Source organism: Labrys sp. Lb11, assembly GCF_057554225.1.
The window spans coordinates 310,610-331,294 of sequence record NZ_BAAJOT010000002.1; the positions used below are offsets into that span (position 1 = coordinate 310,610).

General features: G+C 67.8%; 14 protein-coding genes. 3 read left to right on the forward strand and 11 right to left on the reverse strand.

Annotation, left to right across the window (positions count from 1 at the left end; all coding sequences use genetic code 11):
• Positions 1-17: 17 nt before the first annotated feature.
• Positions 18-1,334, forward strand: a complete 1,317-nt coding sequence (locus AC27L4_RS06605) for a YeaH/YhbH family protein (protein ID WP_487141276.1) — start codon at positions 18-20, stop codon at positions 1,332-1,334.
• Positions 1,331-2,863: a SpoVR family protein gene (locus tag AC27L4_RS06610; RefSeq protein ID WP_487141277.1), complete on the forward strand. Its 1,533-nt coding sequence runs from the start codon at positions 1,331-1,333 to the stop codon at positions 2,861-2,863. The genes AC27L4_RS06605 and AC27L4_RS06610 overlap by 4 nt, the downstream gene beginning before the upstream one ends.
• 34 nt (positions 2,864-2,897) lie before the next feature.
• Here AC27L4_RS06610 and AC27L4_RS06615 read toward each other — a convergent pair whose 3' ends face one another.
• From AC27L4_RS06615 to AC27L4_RS06640, 6 genes are all read right to left on the reverse strand, one after another.
• Positions 2,898-4,901, reverse strand: a complete 2,004-nt coding sequence (locus tag AC27L4_RS06615) for a CocE/NonD family hydrolase (protein WP_487141278.1) — start codon at positions 4,899-4,901, stop codon at positions 2,898-2,900.
• A 20-nt stretch (positions 4,902-4,921) separates the two neighbouring features.
• Positions 4,922-6,562, reverse strand: a complete 1,641-nt coding sequence (locus AC27L4_RS06620) for an ABC transporter ATP-binding protein (protein WP_487141279.1) — start codon at positions 6,560-6,562, stop codon at positions 4,922-4,924.
• A 5-nt stretch (positions 6,563-6,567) separates the two neighbouring features.
• Complete coding sequence (locus AC27L4_RS06625) at positions 6,568-7,401, reverse strand: ABC transporter permease (protein ID WP_487141280.1); 834 nt, start codon at positions 7,399-7,401, stop codon at positions 6,568-6,570.
• A 10-nt stretch (positions 7,402-7,411) separates the two neighbouring features.
• Positions 7,412-8,359 (reverse strand): ABC transporter permease, encoded by a 948-nt coding sequence (locus AC27L4_RS06630; RefSeq protein WP_487141281.1) that lies wholly within the window; start codon positions 8,357-8,359, stop codon positions 7,412-7,414.
• A gap of 194 nt (positions 8,360-8,553) precedes the next feature.
• A complete protein-coding gene (locus tag AC27L4_RS06635) occupies positions 8,554-10,137 on the reverse strand; it encodes an ABC transporter substrate-binding protein (RefSeq protein WP_487141282.1) in 1,584 nt (527 codons plus the stop codon).
• Between the two features lie 178 nt (positions 10,138-10,315).
• Positions 10,316-12,538, reverse strand: a complete 2,223-nt coding sequence (locus tag AC27L4_RS06640; RefSeq protein ID WP_487141283.1) for a mechanosensitive ion channel family protein — start codon at positions 12,536-12,538, stop codon at positions 10,316-10,318.
• A 180-nt stretch (positions 12,539-12,718) separates the two neighbouring features.
• Here AC27L4_RS06640 and AC27L4_RS06645 point away from each other — a divergent pair, with 180 nt between their 5' ends.
• Positions 12,719-13,198 (forward strand): class I SAM-dependent methyltransferase, encoded by a 480-nt coding sequence (locus AC27L4_RS06645; protein ID WP_487141284.1) that lies wholly within the window; start codon positions 12,719-12,721, stop codon positions 13,196-13,198.
• 9 nt (positions 13,199-13,207) lie between these two features.
• Here the strand turns inward: AC27L4_RS06645 and AC27L4_RS06650 are convergent, their stop codons facing one another.
• From AC27L4_RS06650 to AC27L4_RS06670, 5 genes are read right to left on the reverse strand one after another with little or no spacing between them, the layout of a single operon-like run.
• Positions 13,208-14,554: a nucleotide sugar dehydrogenase gene (locus AC27L4_RS06650; protein WP_487141285.1), complete on the reverse strand. Its 1,347-nt coding sequence runs from the start codon at positions 14,552-14,554 to the stop codon at positions 13,208-13,210.
• A 35-nt stretch (positions 14,555-14,589) separates the two neighbouring features.
• On the reverse strand, positions 14,590-15,768 hold the full coding sequence (locus tag AC27L4_RS06655) for an ABC transporter permease (RefSeq protein ID WP_487141286.1): 1,179 nt from the start codon (positions 15,766-15,768) through the stop codon (positions 14,590-14,592).
• A 4-nt stretch (positions 15,769-15,772) separates the two neighbouring features.
• The gene (locus AC27L4_RS06660; RefSeq protein WP_487141287.1) at positions 15,773-16,792 is read right to left on the reverse strand and encodes an ABC transporter permease; all 1,020 of its coding nucleotides are present in this window, start codon (positions 16,790-16,792) and stop codon (positions 15,773-15,775) included.
• The gene (locus tag AC27L4_RS06665) at positions 16,789-18,732 is read right to left on the reverse strand and encodes an ABC transporter substrate-binding protein (protein ID WP_487141288.1); all 1,944 of its coding nucleotides are present in this window, start codon (positions 18,730-18,732) and stop codon (positions 16,789-16,791) included. The genes AC27L4_RS06660 and AC27L4_RS06665 overlap by 4 nt, the downstream gene beginning before the upstream one ends.
• A complete protein-coding gene (locus tag AC27L4_RS06670; RefSeq protein WP_487141918.1) occupies positions 18,729-20,660 on the reverse strand; it encodes an ABC transporter ATP-binding protein in 1,932 nt (643 codons plus the stop codon). Before AC27L4_RS06670 ends, AC27L4_RS06665 begins: the two co-directional genes overlap by 4 nt.
• Positions 20,661-20,685 lie beyond the last annotated feature (25 nt).

The window sequence follows — 20,685 nt, forward strand, 5'->3', positions numbered from 1 at the left end:
GACAGTGAGTAACGGCAATGCCACAGTTTATCGACCGCCGCCTCAATCCCAGGGACAAAAGCCTGGGTAACCGACAGCGCTTCCTCCGCCGCACCCGGGGACAGCTCCGCGAGGCGGTCGACAAGGCAGTCCGTGACCGCACCGTCGCCGACGCCGCCAAGGGCGGATCGGTCTCGATCCCGTCCGGCGGCATCGGCGAGCCGCAGTTCCAGCTCTCCGATGTCGGGGGCAGTCGGGAGCGTGTCTTTCCCGGCAACAAGGAGTTCGTGCCCGGCGACCGCATCGACAAGCCTTCCGGAGGCGGCAGCGGCTCGGGCCGGGAGCCGTCCGACGGCGGCGACGGTGAGGACAATTTCGCCTTCGCCCTGTCCGAGGACGAGTTCCTCGACATTCTGTTCGAGGATCTCGAGCTGCCCGACCTAGTCAAGGCCTCGCTGAAGGAGAGTACGGCCACGGAATTCCGCCGTGCCGGCTATTCCAGCGACGGCACCACGCCCAACATGAATATCCGGCGCACCATGCGCCACAGCCTGAGCCGGCGCCTCGCCCTGCGCCGGCCGACGGCAGACCAGATCCGGCAGCTCGACGACGAGCTGGCGGCGCTGCAGGAGGAGGATTCCCCCGACATCGCCCAGCGCCAACGCATTGCCGAGACCTTCGCCGAGATCGAGCGGCTGAAGCGCCACCGCCGCGCCATCCCCTACATCGACCCGATCGACGTGCGCTTCAACCGCTTCGAGCCGCAGCCGGTGCCGCGCACCAAGGCGGTGATGTTCTGTATGATGGACGTCTCGGCCTCGATGGGGGAACGCGAGAAGGACCTCGCCAAGCGCTTCTTCATCCTGCTGCACCTCTTCCTCAAGCGCCGCTACGACCGGGTCGACATCGTCTTCATCCGCCACACCCACGAGGCGGCGGAGGTCGACGAGCAGGAATTCTTTTATGGCCGGGAGTCGGGCGGCACGGTGGTCAGCTCGGCCCTGAAGAAGATGCTGGAGATCCGCGAGAAGCGCTATCCCGTCGCCGACTGGAACGTCTATTGTGCCCAGGCCTCGGACGGCGACAACCCGGGCAGCGACACGCTCGGCTGCGTCGAGCTCATCCGCACCGCCATCCTGCCGCTGTCGCAGTACTACGCCTATATCGAGATCGCCGACCGCCTCGACGACAGCCCGGTGGTGCCCACACGCGCCAAGGAACTGTGGCGCGGCTACTCCACGCTGGCTGGCAAGGCGCCCAACTTCGCCATGAAGCAGGTCGGAGGACGGGCCGACATCTACCCGGTGTTCCGCGAGCTCTTCGCCAAGCAGAACCGGAAGGGGGCGGTGCGATGACCCACGCGACCCGTCACGCAGCTGCGGGCGCCGGCCGGGCCGGGACCCGCCTGCTGTTCGAAGCGGCCGACTGGAACTTCGAGACGATGCAGCGCACCTTCGACGCGATCAAGGAGATCGCGGTCGGCGAGCTCGGCCTCGACGTCTTCCCCAACCAGATCGAGATCATCTCGGCCGAGCAGATGCTCGACGCCTATTGCTCGATCGGCATGCCGCTGATGTATGCCCATTGGTCGTTCGGCAAGCGCTTCGTCCGCGACGAGATGCTTTACCGCAAGGGCTACCAGGCGCTGGCCTACGAGATCGTCATCAATTCCAACCCCTGCATCAGCTACTACATGGAAGAGAACACCATGGCGATGCAGACGCTGGTGCTCGCCCATGCCGCCTTCGGGCACAACCACTTCTACAAGAACAACTACCTCTTCCAGCAGTGGACCGACCCGGAAGGCATCCTCGACTACCTCGACTTCGCCAAGCACTATGTCGCCGAATGCGAGGAGCACCATGGCATCGACGCGGTCGAGCCGGTTCTGGACGCCGCCCATGCCCTGATGAACCAGGGCGTGTTCCGCTACAAGCGCCCGGCCAAGCTGAAGATGGGCGAGTACGAGAAGCGGCGCCGCGAACGGCTGCAGCACGAGGATCGCACCTATCGCGATCTCTGGCGCACCGTGCCGACCACCGGGCGCGCCCATCAGCCGACGCTCAGCGAGGTCGAGATCCAGGCTCGCAAGCAGGGCCTGCGGCTGCCGGAGGAGAACCTCCTCTACTTCCTGGAGAAGCACAGCCCGACCCTGAAGGACTGGCAGCGCGAGTTGCTGCGCATCGTTCGCAACCTGGCGCAGTACTTCTATCCCCAGCGCCAGACCAAGGTGATGAACGAGGGCTGCGCCACCTTCGTCCACTACACCATCGTCAACCGGCTCTACGACAAGGGCCTGATCTCGGAAGGCGCCCTTCTGGAGATCCTGCACAGCCACGCCAATGTGGTGTTCCAGCCCGGCTTCGACGATCCGCGCTATGGCGGCATGAACCCCTATGCCCTCGGCTTCGCCATGATGCAGGACATCGAGCGCATCTGCGTCGCCCCGACCCGGGAGGACCGGGAGTGGTTCCCCGATATCGCCGGCAACGGCGACTGGTGCGGCACGCTCAAGGATATCTGGGCGAATTATCGCGACGAATCCTTCATCCGGCAGTTCCTGAGCCCGAACCTCATCCGCAAGCTGAAGCTCTTTCTCCTGACCGACAGGGCCGAGGAGCCGACCTACCGCATCGACGCGATCCACGACGAGGATGGCTATCGTCGGGTGCGCAACGCGCTCGCCGACAGCTACGATGCCGGCGCCGCGGACCCGGACGTCCAGGTGGCCGACGTCGACCTGCTCGGCAACCGCGAGCTCCTGCTCCGGCACACCGCACGCAACGGCGTCGGCCTGTCGGATCACAACCGGGACCAGGTGCTGCGTCATATCCGCGGCCTCTGGGGCTATGACGTCCGGCTTGAGGACTCCGTCGACGCGTAGGCCTGCCCGCGCCTTTCCGGCCCGGAGAGGCGCGCTACAGCAGATCGCGCGGGATGGTCTGCGACCAGCGGCGCGAAGCGGCCAGGGTGCCGTTCTCATAGGCGTCGACGGCACCGTCCAGCACGAATTCGGTCAGCGTCGCCCGCATCGCCGTGCGCGTCTCGATGCGGATGCGCCACCCCTCGCGGCCCATCTCGTAGTCCTGGGCGAGTCGGTAGCGGGCGCTGAGCGGATCGTCGCGCCCGATCGTCAGCTCGCGCCTGAGGCTGTGGGACAGGGTGGTGTCGATCTCGTCGAAGCGCAGCACGCCTTCGCCGAACAGCCCTCCCTCGCCATGCGTGACGTAGGTCGCGACCCCGGTGAGCAGGTCAAGCGCCGTGGTGCGGGTCATGCGCCCCTCGGCCACCCTGCTGGTCGCCGCCGGCCTGCCGCGCACGGGCAGCTCGAAGCGGATGGTCGCGTCCGCCTCGCTCGGCGGGCGCTCCGGCAGGACGAGCCGGCCGGGACAGCGCAGCGTCAGCGTCGCCGCCTCGGGCGCCGGCCAGACCAGCGGCCAGTAGGCGCTCGACAGCGCCAGCCGGACGACATGGCCCGGCGCGAAGGCATGGCCGCAATCGTTGAGTTGCAGCCGGACGGGGACGAAGCGGCCGGGCTCCAGCGCGGCCGGCTCGGCATGGCTGTCGCGGTGGGTCAGGTTGAGCACGCCGTAGGCGACGCGGCGCGAGGAGCCGTCGGGCGCCACGTCGCACAGCCGGGCGCAGAGCTGCGCCACCGGCTTGTCGGAAGCGAGCTCGACCATAAGCTCCGGCGCGCCGAGGATCTCCATGCGCTCGCCGAGCGGCTCGCTGTCGAACACCAGGGAGAAGGCATCGTCATGGCGTTGGTCGGCCGCCTCCTCGCCGGCGACGCCGGTGCCCATCCATTCGCCGACGGCAAGACCGGTCCAGGCCGGGGAGCGGACAGGCAGATCGGCCGGCTCGCCCCCGGCCCCGCGCAGGCCGGACCGGTCGAGCGCGAAGCTGCGTGGGCGGATGCGCGGCGATGGCCAGACCGTCTCGCCGACGAACCGGCCCGGCACGGGGTTGCGATGGCCCGGGGGCGTCCACTCTTCGACAAAGGCGCGCAGTATCGGCTCGGCCATGATGCCGCGGTCCTCGTCCTTCAGCCAATGGTCCCACCAGCGCAGCGCCTCCTGCAGGAAGCCGATCGCCGGGCCCGGGTTGCCATCCTGGGCATAGACATGCGCCCAGGGGCCGATCAGGCCGAGGCACGGGACGCAGAGCCCGGCGAGAAGGCGCGGCACCACGTTGGAATAGGCATCGGCCCAGCCGCCGACGGCGAACACCGGGCAGGTGATGGCGGAAAAATCCTCGCAAACGGAGCCGTGCCGCCAATAGGCGTCGCGCCGTTGATGCGCCAGCCACAGCGCCGGAAAGAAGGGCAGGTTCTCCAGCCGCTCCAGCCATTGCTCCCGCCAGCCCTCGCCCACCAGCGCCGGATCCGGCGGGCGGGACTGGTAGCCGAGCATGATCGTCGCCCACCACAGATTGTCATTGAGCAGCGCCCCGCCCATGTAGTGGATGTCGTCGGCATAGCGGTCGTCGGTCGAGCAGACGGTGATGATCGCATGCAGCGCCGGCGGCCGCAGCGCCGCCACCTGCAGCGCATTGAAGCCGCCCCAGGACTTGCCCATCATGCCGACCCGCCCCGAGCACCAGGGCTGGGCCGCGAGCCAGGCGATCACCTCGCAGGCATCGTCGAGCTCCTGCTGCAGATATTCGTCCGCCATCAGCCCGTCGGACTCACCGGATCCACGCATGTCGACGCGGATCGCCGCATAGCCCTGGGCGGCGAACCAGCCGTGCATCGGCTCGTCGCGCCCACGCGTGCCGTCGCGCTTGCGATAGGGGATATATTCCAGGATAGCCGGGACCGGGCGCTGCAGCGCCGTCTTCGGCAGCCAGAGCCTGGCGGCCAGCCGCGTGCCGTCGGCCAGCGGGATGAGCAGGTGCTCGGTGACGTCGACGCCGTCGGTCATGGCAGGCTCCGGCGCCAGGCTCAGGCAACCTTGCGCTTGGCCAGGATCTGGTCGAGCCAGGTCGTGTCCATTTCCGGTACGGAGGAGATCAGCTTCTCCGTATAGGGATGGAACGGCGGCGCGAAGATGTCGGCCGTCGGCCCCTGGGCGATGATCTCGCCCTTCAGCATCACCGCCGTGCGATGGGCGATGCGGCGCACCGTGCCGAGATCGTGGGTGATGAACATGTAGGCGAGGCCGAGATCGTCCTGCAGGCGCTTCAGCAGCTTGAGGATCTCCTCGGCCACCAGCGGATCGAGCGCCGAGGTCGGCTCATCGCAGATGATCACATCCGGCTCCGCCGCCAGCGCGCGGGCGATGCACACGCGCTGCTTCTGGCCGCCGGAGAGCTGGCCCGGCCGGCGGCTGGCGAACTCGGTCGGCAGGCCGACCAGCGTCAGCAACTCCATCACCCGCTCGCGCACGGCCTTGGCCGACCGCTTGAAGTAGAAATCCACCGGGCGGCCGATGATCGCCTCGAGCGATTGACGCGGGTTGAGCGCCACGTCCGGCATCTGGTGCACCATCTGCAGGCGGCGCAACACCTCGCGCGGGCGCTGCGCCAAGGCCGGCGACAGGCTCTCGCCCATCAGCCTGACGTCGCCACTCCAGCGCGGCAGCAGGCCGACGACGATGCGGGCCATCGAACTCTTGCCCGAGCCGGACTCGCCGACCACGGCCAGGGTTTCGCCCTTGGCGATCACCGCGCTGGCCTTCTTGACCACCAGCACCGGCCCGTAGCCCGCATCGACATTGTCGATGCGCAGCACCGGCTCGACATGACGCGGCGGCTCCTCCAGGGCATGGTGCTCGGCGTCACGCCGCTCATTGACCAGGGCGCGGGCATAATCGGTCCTGGGTTCTTCCAGGATCTGCTTGGCGCCGCCGACCTCGACCATCTTGCCGTGGCGCAGAACCATGATGCGATGGGCGATCTGCGCCACCACGGCGAGGTCGTGGGTAATGTAGAGCCCGGCCGTGCCGAACTCGCGGATCAGGTCGCGCAGCAGCGCCAGAACCTCGATCTGCGTGGTCACGTCGAGCGCCGTGGTCGGCTCGTCGAGCACGATCACATCCGGCCGGCAACTCATCGCCATGGCCGCCATGGCGCGCTGCAACTGGCCGCCCGAGACCTGATGGGGGTAGCGGTCCCCGAACGTGTCGGGGTTGGGCAATTGCAGCGTCCGGAACAGCTTCTTGGCGTAGGCCTCGGCCTCGGGGCGGGTCATCACCCCATGCACGACCGGGGCCTCGCACACCTGGTCCATCAGAGACATGGCCGGGTTGAACGAGGCGGCGGCGCTCTGGGCGATATAGGCGATGCTCTTGCCGCGCATCGTGCGCCGGTGCGCGGCGGTCGAGGCCCGCAGCTCCGTGCCGTCGAGCATGATCTTGCCGCCGGTGATGCGCATGCCGGCGCGGGCATAGGCCATGGAGGCCAGGCCGATCGTCGACTTGCCGGCGCCGGACTCGCCGATCAGCCCGAGGATCTCGCCGCGCTTCAGCGTGACGTCGACGTCGTGGACCAACACCTTGCCGGAGATGGTCTCGACCCGCAGCTTCTCCAGGACCAGGATGTTGTCCTCGCCCGCGGTCTTCTCGCGTGTGGTCGTGCCGCTCATGGCCCTCACATCTCCGCTTGTGCGCCCGACGGCCGGGCGTCGATCGACAGCAGCCAATCGACCACCAGGTTGATGCCGACCGTGAGCAGGGCGATCGCCGCCGCCGGGTAGAGCGGCGCGAACATGCCGAAATTGATCGCAGCCGCGTTTTCGCGGACCATGCCGCCCCAGTCGGCATAGGGCGGCTGCACGCCGAGCCCGAGGAAGCTCAGCGCCGCGACGAACAGGAAGTTGAAGCAGAAGCGCAGGCCGAACTCCGACATCAGCGGCGCGGCGGCGTTGGGCAGGATCTCGCGGCTGATCACCCACCACAGCCCCTCGCCGCGCAGGCGCGCCACCTCGACGAATTCGAGCACCGCCAGGTTCATGCCGAGCGCGCGGGCGAGACGGAAGACGCGGGTGGAGTCGAGCACCGCGATGGTCAGCACCAGTACCGGGATCGACGAGCCGAACACGCCCAGAATGATCAGGGCGAAGATCAGGAGCGGAATCGACAGCACAACGTCGACGAGGCGCGACAGTATCACGTCGACCCATTTGCCCATCACGGCGGCAACGAATCCGAGCGTTACACCGATGGCGAAGGAGATCAGGGTGGTGGCCAGCGCGATGCCGATGGTCATGCGAGCGCCGTAGATCAGGCGCGTGAGCATGTCGCGGCCGATCTGGTCGGCGCCCAGCCACATCGCCGGGGACGCCGGATCCCACGTGCCCCCGACCGACTGGGATTCCGAGTAGGGCGCGAGCCAGGGTCCGAAGATCGCCACGAACAGGTTGAGCGCGATGATCAGGATGCCGATCTGCGCCGTGAGCGGGGGTTTGTGTCCGAGCAGGGTCATGGGCGCCTCTCTACCTTGGATGCCGAAGGCGCGGATTGACCAGGATCGCCGCGATGTCGGCGACGGTGTTCAGGATGACGAACACGCCGGCGAAGACCAGGCCGCAGGCCTGCACCACCGGCACGTCGCGCTTGGACACCGCATCGACCATGTATTGCCCGACACCGGGATAGGTGAAGACGTTCTCCACCACGACCACGCCGACCACGAGATAGGCGAGGTTGAGCGCCACCACCGAGACGATCGGGCCGGCGGCGTTGGGCAGGGCATGGCGCGAGACCACGCGCGAGCGCGTCATCCCCTTGAGGAAGGCCATTTCCACATAGGGCGTCGACATGATCGCCAGCACCGAGTTGCGCGTCATGCGCAGCATGTGCGCGGTGACCAGCAGCGTCAGCGTCAGCGCCGGCAGCGTGGTGACGTAGAAGCGCTCGCCCACGGGCATGCCGGAGAAGACCGTGGCAAGCGACGGAAAGAGCGGGAACTGGATCGCCAGCAGGATGATCAGGAGATAGCCAATGAAGAACTCCGGCATCGAGATCGCGACCAGGGTGAGCACGTTCGACAGCCGATCCGACCAGCGGCCCTCGCGGATGGCGGCCAGAATGCCGAGGCCCACGGCGAGCGGCACGGCGATCAGGGCCGCGTAGCCGGCCAGGAACAGGGTGTTGAGGAAGCGAGGCCACAGCTCGCTGAGAATGTCGCGCTTGTTGGTCAGCGCCTTGCCCAGATCGCCATGCAGAACGCCCCACAACCAGTCGAGGTAGCGCAGATAGGCGGGCCGGTCGAGGCCGAGCTCGAGCCTGAAGGCCGTGAGGGCTTCCGGCGTCGCCTGGTTGCCGAGCACGGCTGAGGCAACGTCACCGGGCAGGATCTGCGTGCAGAAAAAGATCAGCACCGAAACCGCAAAGAGGGTCAAGATCCCGAGGCCGGCCCGTGTCGCGACAAGACGCAGCAAAGGCAAGTCCTTTCATGTCGGAGGAAGATTGACCTGGAGGGCGACCGATCCGGGCCGGATCGGTCGCCCCCGTGGGAAGTCAGGACACGGTCCGGGGCTCCCCGGACTCCCCGAGCATCGCCCAGGCTCTGCGCACCGCCATGGACCGGACAGGTCTGCGATCCGCGCCGGCCGGCCCGGGCGAAAGGCGCCCGTCAGGCGAACCAGCCTTTTTCGGCGATGCGCTGGTCGCACATGTCGTAGTGCGGATGCGGCGCCGTACCTTTCACCTTCTTGGAATAGCCGTCGAGATAATCGCCGATGGCGAAGCACACCATGCCGCCGTCCTCGTTGATCATCCGCTGCGCCTCCGAATAGAGCTGCTGGCGCTTGGCCTCGTCGAGCTCGGCGCGGGCCTCGAAGATGATCTTGTCGAAGTCGGGACGCTTCCAGGCCGTGTCGTTCCAGTTCGCCGTCGACAGGAAGGTCTGCGACAACTGGTTGTCGACGGTCGGGCGGGTGCCCCAGTAGACGGCGCAGAACGGCACCTTCAGCCAGATATTGTCCCAGTAGCCGTCGCCCGACACGCGCTTGACCTGCAGGTCGATGCCGGCTTTCTTGATCGCCTCCTGGTAGAGCACCGCCGAGTCGGTCGCGCCGGAGAAGGCGCCCTCGGACACTTGCAGCTCCAGCTTGGCGTTGGCCATCCCCGCCTTCTTGAAATGGAAGGCCGCCTTGTCCGGGTCATAGGGGCGCTGCGGTACGTCCTTGGCATAGTACTTGGCCGAGGGCGCGATCGTGGTGTCGTTGCCCATGGTCGCATAGCCCTTGTGCACGGTATCGATGATCTTCTGGCGATCGATGCCGTATTTGAGGGCGAGGCGGATGTCGTTGTTGGTGTAGGGGTCGTCGACGCAGCGCGCCACGAAGGCGAAGCGGTTGCCGGTGCCCTTGGTGCGCACCACGTGGACGGTCGGAGCCTTCATCAGCAGGTCGACGGTGCGCGCCTCGAGCCGGTTGATCGCATCGACCTGGCCGGAGATCAGCGCCTGGGTGCGGGCCGCCGCGTCGGGGATGTAGCGCAGCTCGATGCTGTCGAAATTGCCGCGGTTCGGCTTCCAGTAGTTGCCCTTGTTCTTGGTGATGACGCGCACGCCGGGCTCGAAGCTTTCCAGGGCATAGGCGCCGGTGCCGTCAGCCTTCGACCAGTCGGTGAAGCCGTTGGGCACGATCAGGATGTGATAGTCGGCGAAGACGAAGGGCAGGTCGGCATCACCGCTCTTCAGCGTGATCTCGATCTGGTTGGGGGTGAGCTTCTTGACGTCGGCGATGCCGCTCATCAGGTCCTTGGCGCCCGACTTGGTCTCGCCGCGGTGCAGGTTGAGCGAATAGATGACGTCGTCGGCGTCGAGCGTCTTGCCCGACGTGAAGGTCACGCCCTTGCGGATGTTGAAGATCCAGGTGGTCGCGCCGGGCTTGGCCTCCCAGCTCTCCGCCAGTTCGGGGGCGATGTCGCCCTTCTCGTCGACCTCCGTCAGACCGTTCCAGATCTGCCAGCCATAGGAGATCGGAATCGAGTCGGCGTAGGTGCGCGGGTCGAGGCTGTCGGAGGCGCTGCCGCCCTCCATGCCGAGGCGAAGCGTCCCGCCCTTCTTCGGCTGTTCCTGCGCCAGAGCCGGTCCCATCATCGGTCCCGTGCCGAAGCCGAATCCGAGACCGAGCGCCGCGGCGCCTGCCATCAGCTCGCGGCGGTCGAGGATCAGCCCCGACGACCCCTGCCTGGATTGCTTGTCTGCCATGTTCGTTGTCCCCTGCAAGTATCCGTCTGGTCGGCTTGCTCTTTTGGATGAGCTTTCGCCTCGCCCACTATCGTGGTTCGGCGGGCTCCAGGCAAGCAACCTACAAACGACAACAATTGAAAGCTGCGCGACGTTCGTCGATTTTTTTGCGCTGCGGGAGACCGGCGGCCGGCGCCGGTCAGCCCGCCGCGGCGGCAGCGCGCTCGGCTGCGGCCTTGGCCAGGGCGCTGCTGGCGGCGGCCGCCGCGGCCGCCTGCTCGGCCGAGCCGCCCAGGGTCTGCACCGCCACGGTGGCGTTGGCGAACTCGATGCCGGCCTCCGGCAATTGCCGGATCATGCGCTTGATCGCCTCGCGCTGGATAAAGGTCGGCTTGCTCGGCTTCACCGTGAACTTGAAACGGCAGATCAGCGCGCTGTCGATGACGTCGGCGACGCCCTGCATCTTGAGGGGGACGAGGAACTCGTCCTTCATCTCCGGATCCTCCAGCATATCCTGGCCGATCTTCTTGACCAGCTTGCGCAGCTTCTCCAGGTCGGTGTTGCGGGCGAAGCGCAGGTTGAACTTCAGCGTCGCCCAGTCGCGGCTGAAGTTGGTGATCTGCCCGAGCTGCCCGAACGGGATGGTGTGCACCGGCCCGTTCTGGTGGCGCAGCTTGATCGAGCGCAGGGTGAAGCCCTCCACCGTGCCCTTGGCCTTGCCGCAGTCGATGTATTCGCCGACGCGGAAGGCGTCGTCGACGAGGTAGAACACGCCCGAGACGATGTCGCGCACCAGCGTCTGGCTGCCGAAGGAGATGGCGAGACCGGCGATCGAGGCGCCGGCGATCAGCGGCGTGATGTTGACGCCGAGTTGCGACAGCGCCGTCAGCACCGCGACGATGCAGATCACCACCAGGGCGGCGACGCGCAGCAGCGGCATCAACGTTCCCAGGCGCGAGCCGCCGGCGCCCCCGCCGCCGTCGTCCGGGTGGCCCGGCACGACCGGGCGGGAAGCGACGGTGTAGGTGTCCGTCAGGAACTTGACGAACTGCCAGGCGCAGTAGGCCGCGAGCAGGGTGATGCCGGCGGCGAGGAACGGGGCCTGCATGCTGCGATAGCCGGACTTGTCCATCACGCCGATCGCGTCGACCAGCCAGATCCCGGCGAGGCCGCCGACCGCCGCGATCAGCACGGCGACGCGCAGGCAGCGCACGAGGATCTCGACGATACGCTGGCGCGTCGACCCGACGGTGTCGTCCGGGTCGCGTCCGAGCAGCCGCCCGGCCCTGTCGAGCAGCGTTTCCAGCAGCAGGAGACCGATCAGGATCTCCATGGTCAGGATGACGGCATTGGGGATCGCCGCCTGCGCCGCGATCGAGCCGTAGGCGCGGGCGAGGCCGAGGGCGACGAAATAGGGAACGGCGATCACCAGCCAGTGTTCGGCCAGGGCCGCCGGAACGCGTCCGGGCTGGCCGGCCCGCGACAGGCCGAGGAACCAGCGCGCCACCGGCTCGCGCACGCTCACCGCCGCCCAGATGAAAGCGCCGGGAACGATGATCGCATTGAAGATATCCGCCAGCGCCACGGCGTGGGGCGGCGTGTCGATCGCCGAGAGGATGCGGACGACGTCCATGAGGATCAAGGTCAGCACCACGACGGCACTGATCCGCCGGTAGATCGCCTTGGCGTCGGCATCGTCGATCGAAGCGAGGCGTGCCGCCGCCAGCGCAGGCCTCAGGGCGATGCGGAACCCCACCATGAACAGGCGCCAGGCGAAGATGCCGGTGAGGACGAGATAGGCGAAGCGGGCCTGCGGCGTGACGCCCTGGAACCAGACGACGACGAAGCCGTAGCTGACCAACCAGACCATGGCGAGAGCGAGGGCGTCGAAGCAGGCGATACCGGCCAGGCGCCACAGTCCCTGCGGCCCGTGGATATGCGCTGCGAGACGCTGCTGCAGCGGCGCCACCGCCCAGCGCAACGCCGTCTCCACGCCGACAGCCGCGATCGCGGCGATCGCCAGCAGGACGAAGAAGGCCCAGGGACTTCGCCCCTCGTTCATCGAGTCTTCGAAGAAGGAGGGGATCCGGGCAAGATTGGCCAGCAGATCGGGAAAGGCCATGACGACCTGCCGGGCCTGCCCGATGAAGGCGATGAAGGCCCGGTCGGTCTCACTGTCCATCCCCACCGTCGCCATCGGGCTTGCGGCGCCCGCTGCCGGATGGGCGGGCGCGGCCGATGCCGGCTTCGCCGCATCTTCCTTCAGGCGCTGCGCCACGGCCTTGGCGATCTGATCGACAAGGCCGTCGAACTGCTGCTGGGTCAGGGGGGCCGGCGGTGGCGCAGCCGGAGCCTGAGCCCGAACAAGCGTCGGCAGCGCCAGCAGCATGAGCGCGATCAGGACGCGGCACAGACAACGCATGATCTTCCCCCGGATCGCACCGCCTCTCGCAGCATCCCGTGGCGGCAGCCGGCACCATAGCTATGCGCGCGACATCGGCCGGGAATCAAGCACGAGATCCGGGCGGCCGGACTTGGCTTGCGCGCGCTCGCATGGGAGAGAACCCGCCCGAGCCAAACTCACCCCGGACCTGCCGCCCCCATGAGCCGCCTCGACAGCTTCATCCGCCGCGTCACGGCGCAGCGCGCCGTGCTCGACCACGTCTGCAGCCTGATCGCGACGCTCGACGGGCCGGTGCTGGAGCTTGGCCTCGGCAATGGCCGCACCTACGACCATCTGCGCGAAAACCTGCCCGGCCGGCGCATCATTGCCTTCGACCGGGCGCTCGCGGCCCATCGCGGCTCGACCCCGTCCGGCGAAGATCTGGTGCTCGGCGAGATCCGCGCCACCGCGGCCGCCTTCGCCGGCGTCGGCGCCGCCCTCCTGCATGCCGACATCGAGACAGGCTATGCCGAGATCGACGAGGAGACGGCCGGCTGGCTGCCGCGCATTGCGGCGCAGGCCCTGCGCGCCGGCGGCATCGTCGCCAGCGGGCTGGCCCTGGCCCACCCCGGGCTGGAGCGCCTGCAGCCTCCGGCCGAGGTGCCGGAGGACCGCTATTTCATCTATCGCAGGCGCTGAGCCGCCTCCTTACGCCCGCACCACCCGGTCGAGCGACGCCCCCGCCCGGGCGCAGGCGTTGCGCGTGTCGACCACCAGGCGGGCATGGCCGGCGACCAGCGCGTAGTCGACGCCGTCGTGGTCGGTGGCGATCAGCACCGCGTCGTGCTCCGCCAGCACGGCCGGCTCCAGCGCCAGCGAGCGCCGGCCGGCGAGGCCGGGATGCTCGCGGGTCTGCGGCAGCACCGCGACATGCGGGTCGTGGTAGGCGGTCTCGGCCCCGCGTTCCTCCAGGAGCTCGATCAGCTTGAACGAGGCGCTCTCGCGGGTGTCGTCGACATTCTTCTTGTAGGAGACGCCGAGGATCAGGATGCGCGCGCCGTTGAGGCCGCGTCGGAAGCGCCGGTCCAGCGCCTCGGCCAGGCGGTCGACGACATAGCGCGGCATTGCCGTGTTAACCTGGCCGGCGAGCTCGATGAAGCGGGTGGTGACGTCGAACTCGCGGGCCTTCCAGGTCAGGTAGAACGGGTCGATCGGGATGCAATGGCCGCCGAGCCCGGGGCCGGGATAGAACGGCATGAAGCCGAAGGGCTTGGTCTTGGCTGCGTCGATCACCTCCCAGACGTCGATGCCCATGGCCCCGTAGATGACCTTCAGCTCGTTGGCGAGGGCGATGTTCACCGCCCGGAAGATGTTCTCGGTCAGCTTCACCGCCTCGGCCGTGGCCGGGGTCGACACCGGCACGGTGCGCGTCACGAAGGCATCGTAGAGCGCTGCGGCCAGGGCAAGGGCGTCGGGGCCGTCGCCGCCGACCACCTTGGGGATGGTCTGGGTGCTGAAGCTGGCATTGCCGGGGTCCTCGCGCTCGGGCGAATAGGCCAGGAAGAAATCCCGGCCCGAGGTGAGGCCCGCCCGCTCCAGCACCGGCCGCACCACCTCGTCGGTCGTGCCGGGATAGGTCGAGGATTCCAGCACCACCAGCTGGCCCGGCCGCAGGCGTTCGGCGATCGAGGCAGCCGTCTTCGCCACGAAGGAGAGATCGGGCTCGCGCTGCTTCGTCAGCGGCGTCGGCACGCAGATCAGGATCGCGTCCGGCTCCGTGAGGCGGTCGAAATCGGCGGTCGCCTCGAACAGCCCGCGCTCCAGCGCCGCCAGGATCGGCTCGGACGGAATATGCCTGATCAGGCTGTCGCCGCGGTTGAGATGCGCCACGCGCCGCTCGTCGATGTCGAAGCCGAGCACGCGAAAGCCGGCGCCGCAGATCGCCAGCGCCAGCGGCAGCCCGACATAGCCCAGGCCGATGATGCCGACGAGGGCGCGCCGGTCGCGGATACGGGCGGCAAGATCGGCCGCGGCCGCGCTCGTTGCAGAGGTCATGTCGCAATCGTCCCTCGCCGCCTCCCGGGCAGCGGTCAGTGATAGGGGTCGGCTGCGTCTCTAAGCCCATCGCCGAAGAAATTGAAGGCCAGCACCACCAGGATCACCGGGATCATCGGAATCATCAGCCAGGGATAGATGTCGACCGCGGCGAGGTTCTGCGCCTCGTTGAGCAGCACACCCCAGCTGGTCACCGGCGGGCGCAGGCCGAGGCCGAGGAAGGACAGCGCCGTCTCGCCCAGGATCATCGCCGGGATCGACAGGGTGGCGCTGGCGATCAGATGGCTCATGAAGTTGGGGATGAGGTGGCGGGCGATGATGCGCGCTCGCGAAGCGCCCATCAGCTCGGCGGCATGGACGAAGTCCTCCGAGCGCAACGATTTCAGCTTGGCGCGCACGGCCAGGGCGAGGCCCGGCCAGTCCAGCAGGCCGAGGATGATGGTGATGCCGAAGAACACCAGGATCGGGCTCCAGTTCGCCGGCAGCGCCGCCGACAGAGCCAGCCAGAGCGGCAGTTCCGGCAGCGAGCGCAGCACCTCGATCAGGCGCATCACCACCGCATCGATCCAGCCGCCGACGTAGCCGGCGAGACCGCCGAGGGTAAGGCCGATGACGAAGGAGACCAGGATGCCGGCAAGGCCCACGGTGAGGGAGATGCGGGCGCCGTAGATGATGCGCGAGAACAGGTCGCGGCCGAGCCTGTCCGTCCCGAACAGGAACATGGTGCCGTCCTTCGGCGGACAGATCAGGTGGACGTCGAGCGTGATGCCGCCCCAATAACGATAAGGCTCGCCCCGGCACAGGAAGCGCACCGGCTGCGGCTGGCTCTTGTCGACGACATAGGTGCGCCGGAATGTCTCCAGGTCGAACTTGAAGGTGTAGGGATAGACGATCGGCCCGACGAAGCGTCCCTGGTGGAACAGGTGCACCGGCTGCGGCGGCGCATAGATGAAGTCGCCATGGCGCTGCGCCAGCGGATAGGGCGCCAGCATCTCGACGAAGGGCAGGCTGACATAGAGCGCCAGCAGGAAGACCGCGGCGGCCAGGGCGACGCGGTTCTTGCAGAACTTCCACCAGATCAGCTGCAGCGAGGAGGCGCGGTAGAACCGTTCCTCCGCCGCGGTCAGCGCCTTTGTGACATGCGGGTCGAACGGCGCCGGATTGACGTAGTGGCCCTCGTCGGGCGGTGCGGCGTCGGTGGTTGAAACAGCCATCGGCTCAGCCCTGCTTGCCCAGGCGGATGCGCGGGTCGAGGACCGCCAGCGCCAGGTCGGCGATCAGCATGCCGACCACGGTCAGCACCGCCACGAACATCAGGATGAAGCCGGCGAGATACTGGTCCTGCATCTTGAGCGCCTGCAGCAAGATCGGTCCGACCGTCGGCAGGCTGAGCACCAGCGACACCAGCACGGAGCCGGAGACGATGTGCGGCAGGATGTTGCCGATATCGGCGACGAAGGGATTGAGGGCGATCCGGAACGGATATTTGAGCAGCGCCCGCATCGGCGGCATGCCCTTGGCCTTGGCGGTGACGGTGTACTGCTTGGTGAGTTCGTCGAGCAGGTTGGCGCGCATGCGCCGGATCATGCCGGCCGTTCCTGCCAGTCCGATCACCGTCACCGGCACGATCAGGTGGCCGACGATCGAGCCGAACTTGGCCGGGGACATCGGCGCGTCGGCATAGACCGGATCCATCATGCCGCCGATGGAGATGCCGAACCATCGGTTGAGATAGAACAGCAGCGCCAGCGCCAGGAGGAAGCTCGGCGTGGCCAGCCCGATATAGCCCAGGAACGTGACGATGTGGCTGCCGACGGAATTGCGGTGCGTCGCCGCGTAGATGGCGATCGGGATCGCCACCAGATGGATGAAAATCACCGTCGCCAGATTGACCACGAGCGTCATGGCCAGGGCGCTGCCCACCACCTCGCTCACCGGGATCTGGTATTCGAACGACCAGCCCCAGTCGCCCTGCAGCAGGCCGGAAAAGCCGCTCGGCCCCGGCCAGATGCCGACCCAGGTGGCGTATTGTTGCCAGACCGGCTTGTCCAGGCCGTATTCGGCCCGCAGCATCTCGGCCTTGGCGGCGCTGGCGGCATCCCCCTGCGCACGCAGTTCGTCGAGCTGGTTGGTGAGGAAATCGCCAGGCGGCAGCTTGATGATGACGAACACCAGCGCCGAGATGATGAACAGCGTCACGGCCATCGTCAAAAGGCGGCGGAGCAGGTAGACGATCATTGCGTGGCGCTCGGTGCTGGCGGGTTGTCGAAGAAGAACTCGTCGACGTGGTAGGCGCCGAGCATGGCGGTGGGCTCCCAGGAGAACACGGCCCTGGTCGGCACGTTCTTCAGGTGCGAGGACACGACGATCGGCTGGATGCTGCCGGCCACCGTGCCGATGATCCACTGGTTCTCGGCATGCAGGCGCAGCATCTCGGTCCAGGCATGGCTCTTGGCCGAAAGGTCGCTCGAGGCCAGCCAGTCACGGTAGAGCTGCATCAGCCGCTCGGCTTCGGGCGTGTCGGGAGGCTCGCCGGCGAGCCCGCCCGTCTCGAAGTACTGGCCCCATTTCGGCCAGGCGAAATTGTCCTGACGCGACGGCGCCAGCTCGCCCGGGGACATCAGCGCGGTCGGCAGCGCGTTGTCGAAGCCCGGCGCGGCGACCATGACCGTCTCGCCGGCGAAGCTGCGCTGGCGCAGGTTGGACGGATCCTGCGGCTTGACCACCAGCTTGACGCCGATATCGGCCCAGAATTCCGTGGTGATCTGCAGGGCGTCGATCAGGTCGGCGGCGTCTCCCCCGACTTCGACCAGGATCTCCAGGAGGCGCCCGTCCGACAGCAGCCGGAAGCCCGAGCTGTCGCGCCGGGAAAGGCCGATATCGTCGAGGATCTCGTTGGCCCGTGCCGGATCGAACTGCGCCCAGGTCGAGCGGAACTCCTCCTGGTAGAGGGCGCTTTCGGGCATCACCGTGTTGTTGCCCTCGATGCCGAGGCCGAACCACAGGGCGTTGTTCAGGGTGTGCCGGTCGATCGCCAGCGACAGCGCTCGCCGGAAGCGCACGTCGCGCAGCAGCGCGCGCCAGACCGGATCGTTCGTGGTGAGGTTGGGGTAGAGGGCGAAGGCCGAGCCGCGGGCGATCGGCCACAGGAGGGTGCGGTAGTCATGCAGCTTCTCCCCTTCCTTCAGCACCGGCGCATCGCCCATCACCAGGCCGCGCGCCTGCAGGTCGACCTCGCCGGCATTGGCCTTGGCCGCGAACAGGCCGGAGGCGGCGATGTCGACCACGATGCGGTCGACATAGGGCAATTGCTGCCCCGCCGGATCGACGCGGTGGAAATAGGGGTTGCGCTCGAAGACGAAGCGCTGGGCCGGGGCCTTGGTCACGATGACCCAGGGATCGAGCACGGGCATGTCGACATTGCCCGCCTCGTAGGGATCGTCGAGCTTGTTGTGCAGCGCCGCCCAGGAGGTCATCTTCTTCTTGGCCGCGAGCTTGGCCAGCTCCTCCGGATCCGCGTACTTGGCGTGAAACTTCTTGAGGTAGTGCGCCGGAGAATAGATGAAGATCGGGCGCGGCAGGGCCAGGGACGGCAGGAAGCGCGGGTTGGGCTTGTCCCAGCTGTAGCGGATACGCCGCTCGTCCAGGATCTCGACCTTGGGCAACTTGCCGTCGACCCGGAACAGATCCGGCGGGCCGGCAGGCGTCAGCTTCTCATTGTTGGCGATGTCTTCCCAGTAGTAGCGGAAATCCTCGGTGGTGAACGGCTGGCCGTCCGACCAGCGATGTCCTTCGCGCAACGTGAAGGTGAAGACCCGGTCGCCGTCGTTCTCGTACTTCTCCAGGATGTCGGGCCGGAGGTTGAGGTTCTCGTCGTAGCCGACCAGCCTGGTATAGGCGTTGACGGTGACATAGCGCAGGTCGCGGGCCTTGACGGCGAGCGAGCGGATCTCGCCGCCATAGCGCCCGATCTCGCGCCTGCGGTCCACCAGGTCGGAGACGAGGGGCGTCCTCGGCAGGCGCTCGGCCAGCGGCGGCAGCTTGCCCGCGGCCACAGCGGCGGCGAGAATCGGCGCCTCGCTGTATTCCATGTGGCTGCGTTCGCGTGCGTCGGCGGGCGGCGCCAGCAGGCAGGCGCCGAGCGCAACGAGCAGGATCCGGCCAAGACGCTTCATCATGCGATCGCCATCCTCGCCGGCTCGGCCGCCGCGGTCTCGCCGACCCGGACCCAGTGCCCACGCGCGACCTCGACCATGGCGGGCGGCGGCCCGTCCGGCCGGATCGTGTAAGGGGCCGGCCAGCGCGCGGGATCGGAATAGGTCGCCTCGCGCACCACGGCGAAATCGAGCAGCCGATGGATGTCCGGCTCCGGGATCGCCGCCAGCAGCGCCTTGGTGTAGGGGTGCTGCGGCGCCCGGAACAAGAGGTCGCGCGGCGCCTGCTCGACGATATGGCCGCGGCACATCACCGCGATCTCGCTGGCCATGTAGTCGACCACGGCGAGGTTGTGCGAAACGAACAGCAGCGAGATGCCGAGCGCCTTCTGCAAGTCCTTCAGGAGGTTGAGGATTTGCGCCTGCACCGAGACGTCGAGCGCCGAGGTCGGCTCGTCGCACAGGATCACCGACGGCGACAGCGCCAGGGCGCGCGCCAGGCCGATGCGCTGGCGCTCGCCGCCCGAGAACGAATGGGGATAGCGCCTGAGGTATCGCGGGTCGAGGCCGACCAGGTCGAGCAGCGTCTTCACCCGCGCATGCCGCTCGTCCTCGCTGCCGATGCCGTGGACGATCAGCGGCTCCGACAGGATGTCGTACACCGTCATGCGCGGGTTCAGGCTGGAGAACGGGTCCTGGAACACAAACTGCACGGTGCGGCGATAGGCCTTCAGCGCCGCCGCATCGAGCGCGAACACGTCGCGCGGGCCGGTGCCGTCGTCGAACCGCACATGCCCGGCATCGGGCGGCATCGCGCGCATGATGATGCGGGCGAGCGTGGTTTTGCCCGAGCCGGACTCGCCGACGAGGCCGACGGTACGGCCCGCCGGGATCGACAGGCTCGCCCGCGACAGCGCGGTGATGGTCTCGCGCCGGCCCGACCACAGGCCGGCGCGCAGGGTGAAGGATTTGCTGACGCCGTCGATCTCCAGCACCGGCCTGCCGCCGGCCGGAACGCCGACCTTGTGGTGCCGGGAGTAGACGCCGACGCCCGACACCGCGATCTCGCGCAAGGGCATCAGCCGCTGGTCCTGCGGCATGTTGAAATGCGGCACCGCCCGGATCAGCGCCTTGAGGTAGGGGTGCTGGGGCCTGAGGAAGATGTCGTCGCGCCCGCCGCGCTCCATCACCTCGCCGCGATACATCACCAGCACGTCGTCGGCCATGTTGGCGACCACGCCGAGGTCGTGGGTGATCAGCATCACCGCCGTGCCCTTCTCGGCCTGCACATCCCTGATCAGCGCCAGGATCTGGGCCTGCGTGGTGACGTCGAGGGCGGTGGTCGGCTCGTCGGCGATCAGCAGCGCCGGCTTGCAGATCAGCGCCATGGCGATCATGGCGCGCTGGCGCATGCCGCCCGAGAGCTCGAACGGATAGGTCGTCAGCATGCGCTGCGGCTTGTGGAAGCCGACCAGGTTGAACAGCTTGAGCGCAACCTCGTCCGCCTCCCGCCGGCTGACCTTGGCGTGCAGCAGCAGCGCCTCGGTCACCTGGTCGCCGACGGTGTGGACCGGCGACAGCGACGTCATCGGCTCCTGGAAGATCATGGCGATGCGCCCGCCCCGGATGGCCCGCATCGCCGCCGAATCCGGGTCGAGCCTGGCAATGTCGATCGGCGGGCCGCCGCGCGGGTCGCGAAAGAGGATGGAACCGCTGACGATGCGGGCCCGCTTCGACAGGATGCCGAGGATCGCCTGGGAGGTCACCGACTTGCCCGAGCCGGACTCGCCGACCACCGCGAAGGTCCGGCCCGGCATGATGTCGAAGCTGACCGAACGGACGGCATGGACGAGGCCGGCGTCGCTTTCGAAATCGACGCTGAGATCGCGAACGCTCAGCAGAGGCTCGTTGCCCAAACTCTTGCCCTCGACCAGCCGGGGATGCACCAACACCGACAACCCTATTCGCCTGCCGTCC

Bases quoted from the DNA above. Each gene is read 5' to 3' on its own strand.
- AC27L4_RS06665 (WP_487141288.1), bottom strand. From the start codon at position 18,732: ATGATGAAGCGTCTTGGCCGGATCCTGCTCGTTGCGCTCGGCGCCTGC.
- AC27L4_RS06605 (WP_487141276.1), top strand. From the start codon at position 18: ATGCCACAGTTTATCGACCGCCGCCTCAATCCCAGGGACAAAAGCCTG.
- AC27L4_RS06635 (WP_487141282.1), bottom strand. From the start codon at position 10,137: ATGGCAGACAAGCAATCCAGGCAGGGGTCGTCGGGGCTGATCCTCGAC.
- AC27L4_RS06650 (WP_487141285.1), bottom strand. From the start codon at position 14,554: ATGACCTCTGCAACGAGCGCGGCCGCGGCCGATCTTGCCGCCCGTATC.
- AC27L4_RS06640 (WP_487141283.1), bottom strand. From the start codon at position 12,538: ATGCGTTGTCTGTGCCGCGTCCTGATCGCGCTCATGCTGCTGGCGCTG.
- AC27L4_RS06610 (WP_487141277.1), top strand. From the start codon at position 1,331: ATGACCCACGCGACCCGTCACGCAGCTGCGGGCGCCGGCCGGGCCGGG.
- AC27L4_RS06625 (WP_487141280.1), bottom strand. From the start codon at position 7,401: ATGACCCTGCTCGGACACAAACCCCCGCTCACGGCGCAGATCGGCATC.
- AC27L4_RS06655 (WP_487141286.1), bottom strand. From the start codon at position 15,768: ATGGCTGTTTCAACCACCGACGCCGCACCGCCCGACGAGGGCCACTAC.
- AC27L4_RS06645 (WP_487141284.1), top strand. From the start codon at position 12,719: ATGAGCCGCCTCGACAGCTTCATCCGCCGCGTCACGGCGCAGCGCGCC.
- AC27L4_RS06620 (WP_487141279.1), bottom strand. From the start codon at position 6,562: ATGAGCGGCACGACCACACGCGAGAAGACCGCGGGCGAGGACAACATC.
- AC27L4_RS06615 (WP_487141278.1), bottom strand. From the start codon at position 4,901: ATGACCGACGGCGTCGACGTCACCGAGCACCTGCTCATCCCGCTGGCC.
- AC27L4_RS06660 (WP_487141287.1), bottom strand. From the start codon at position 16,792: ATGATCGTCTACCTGCTCCGCCGCCTTTTGACGATGGCCGTGACGCTG.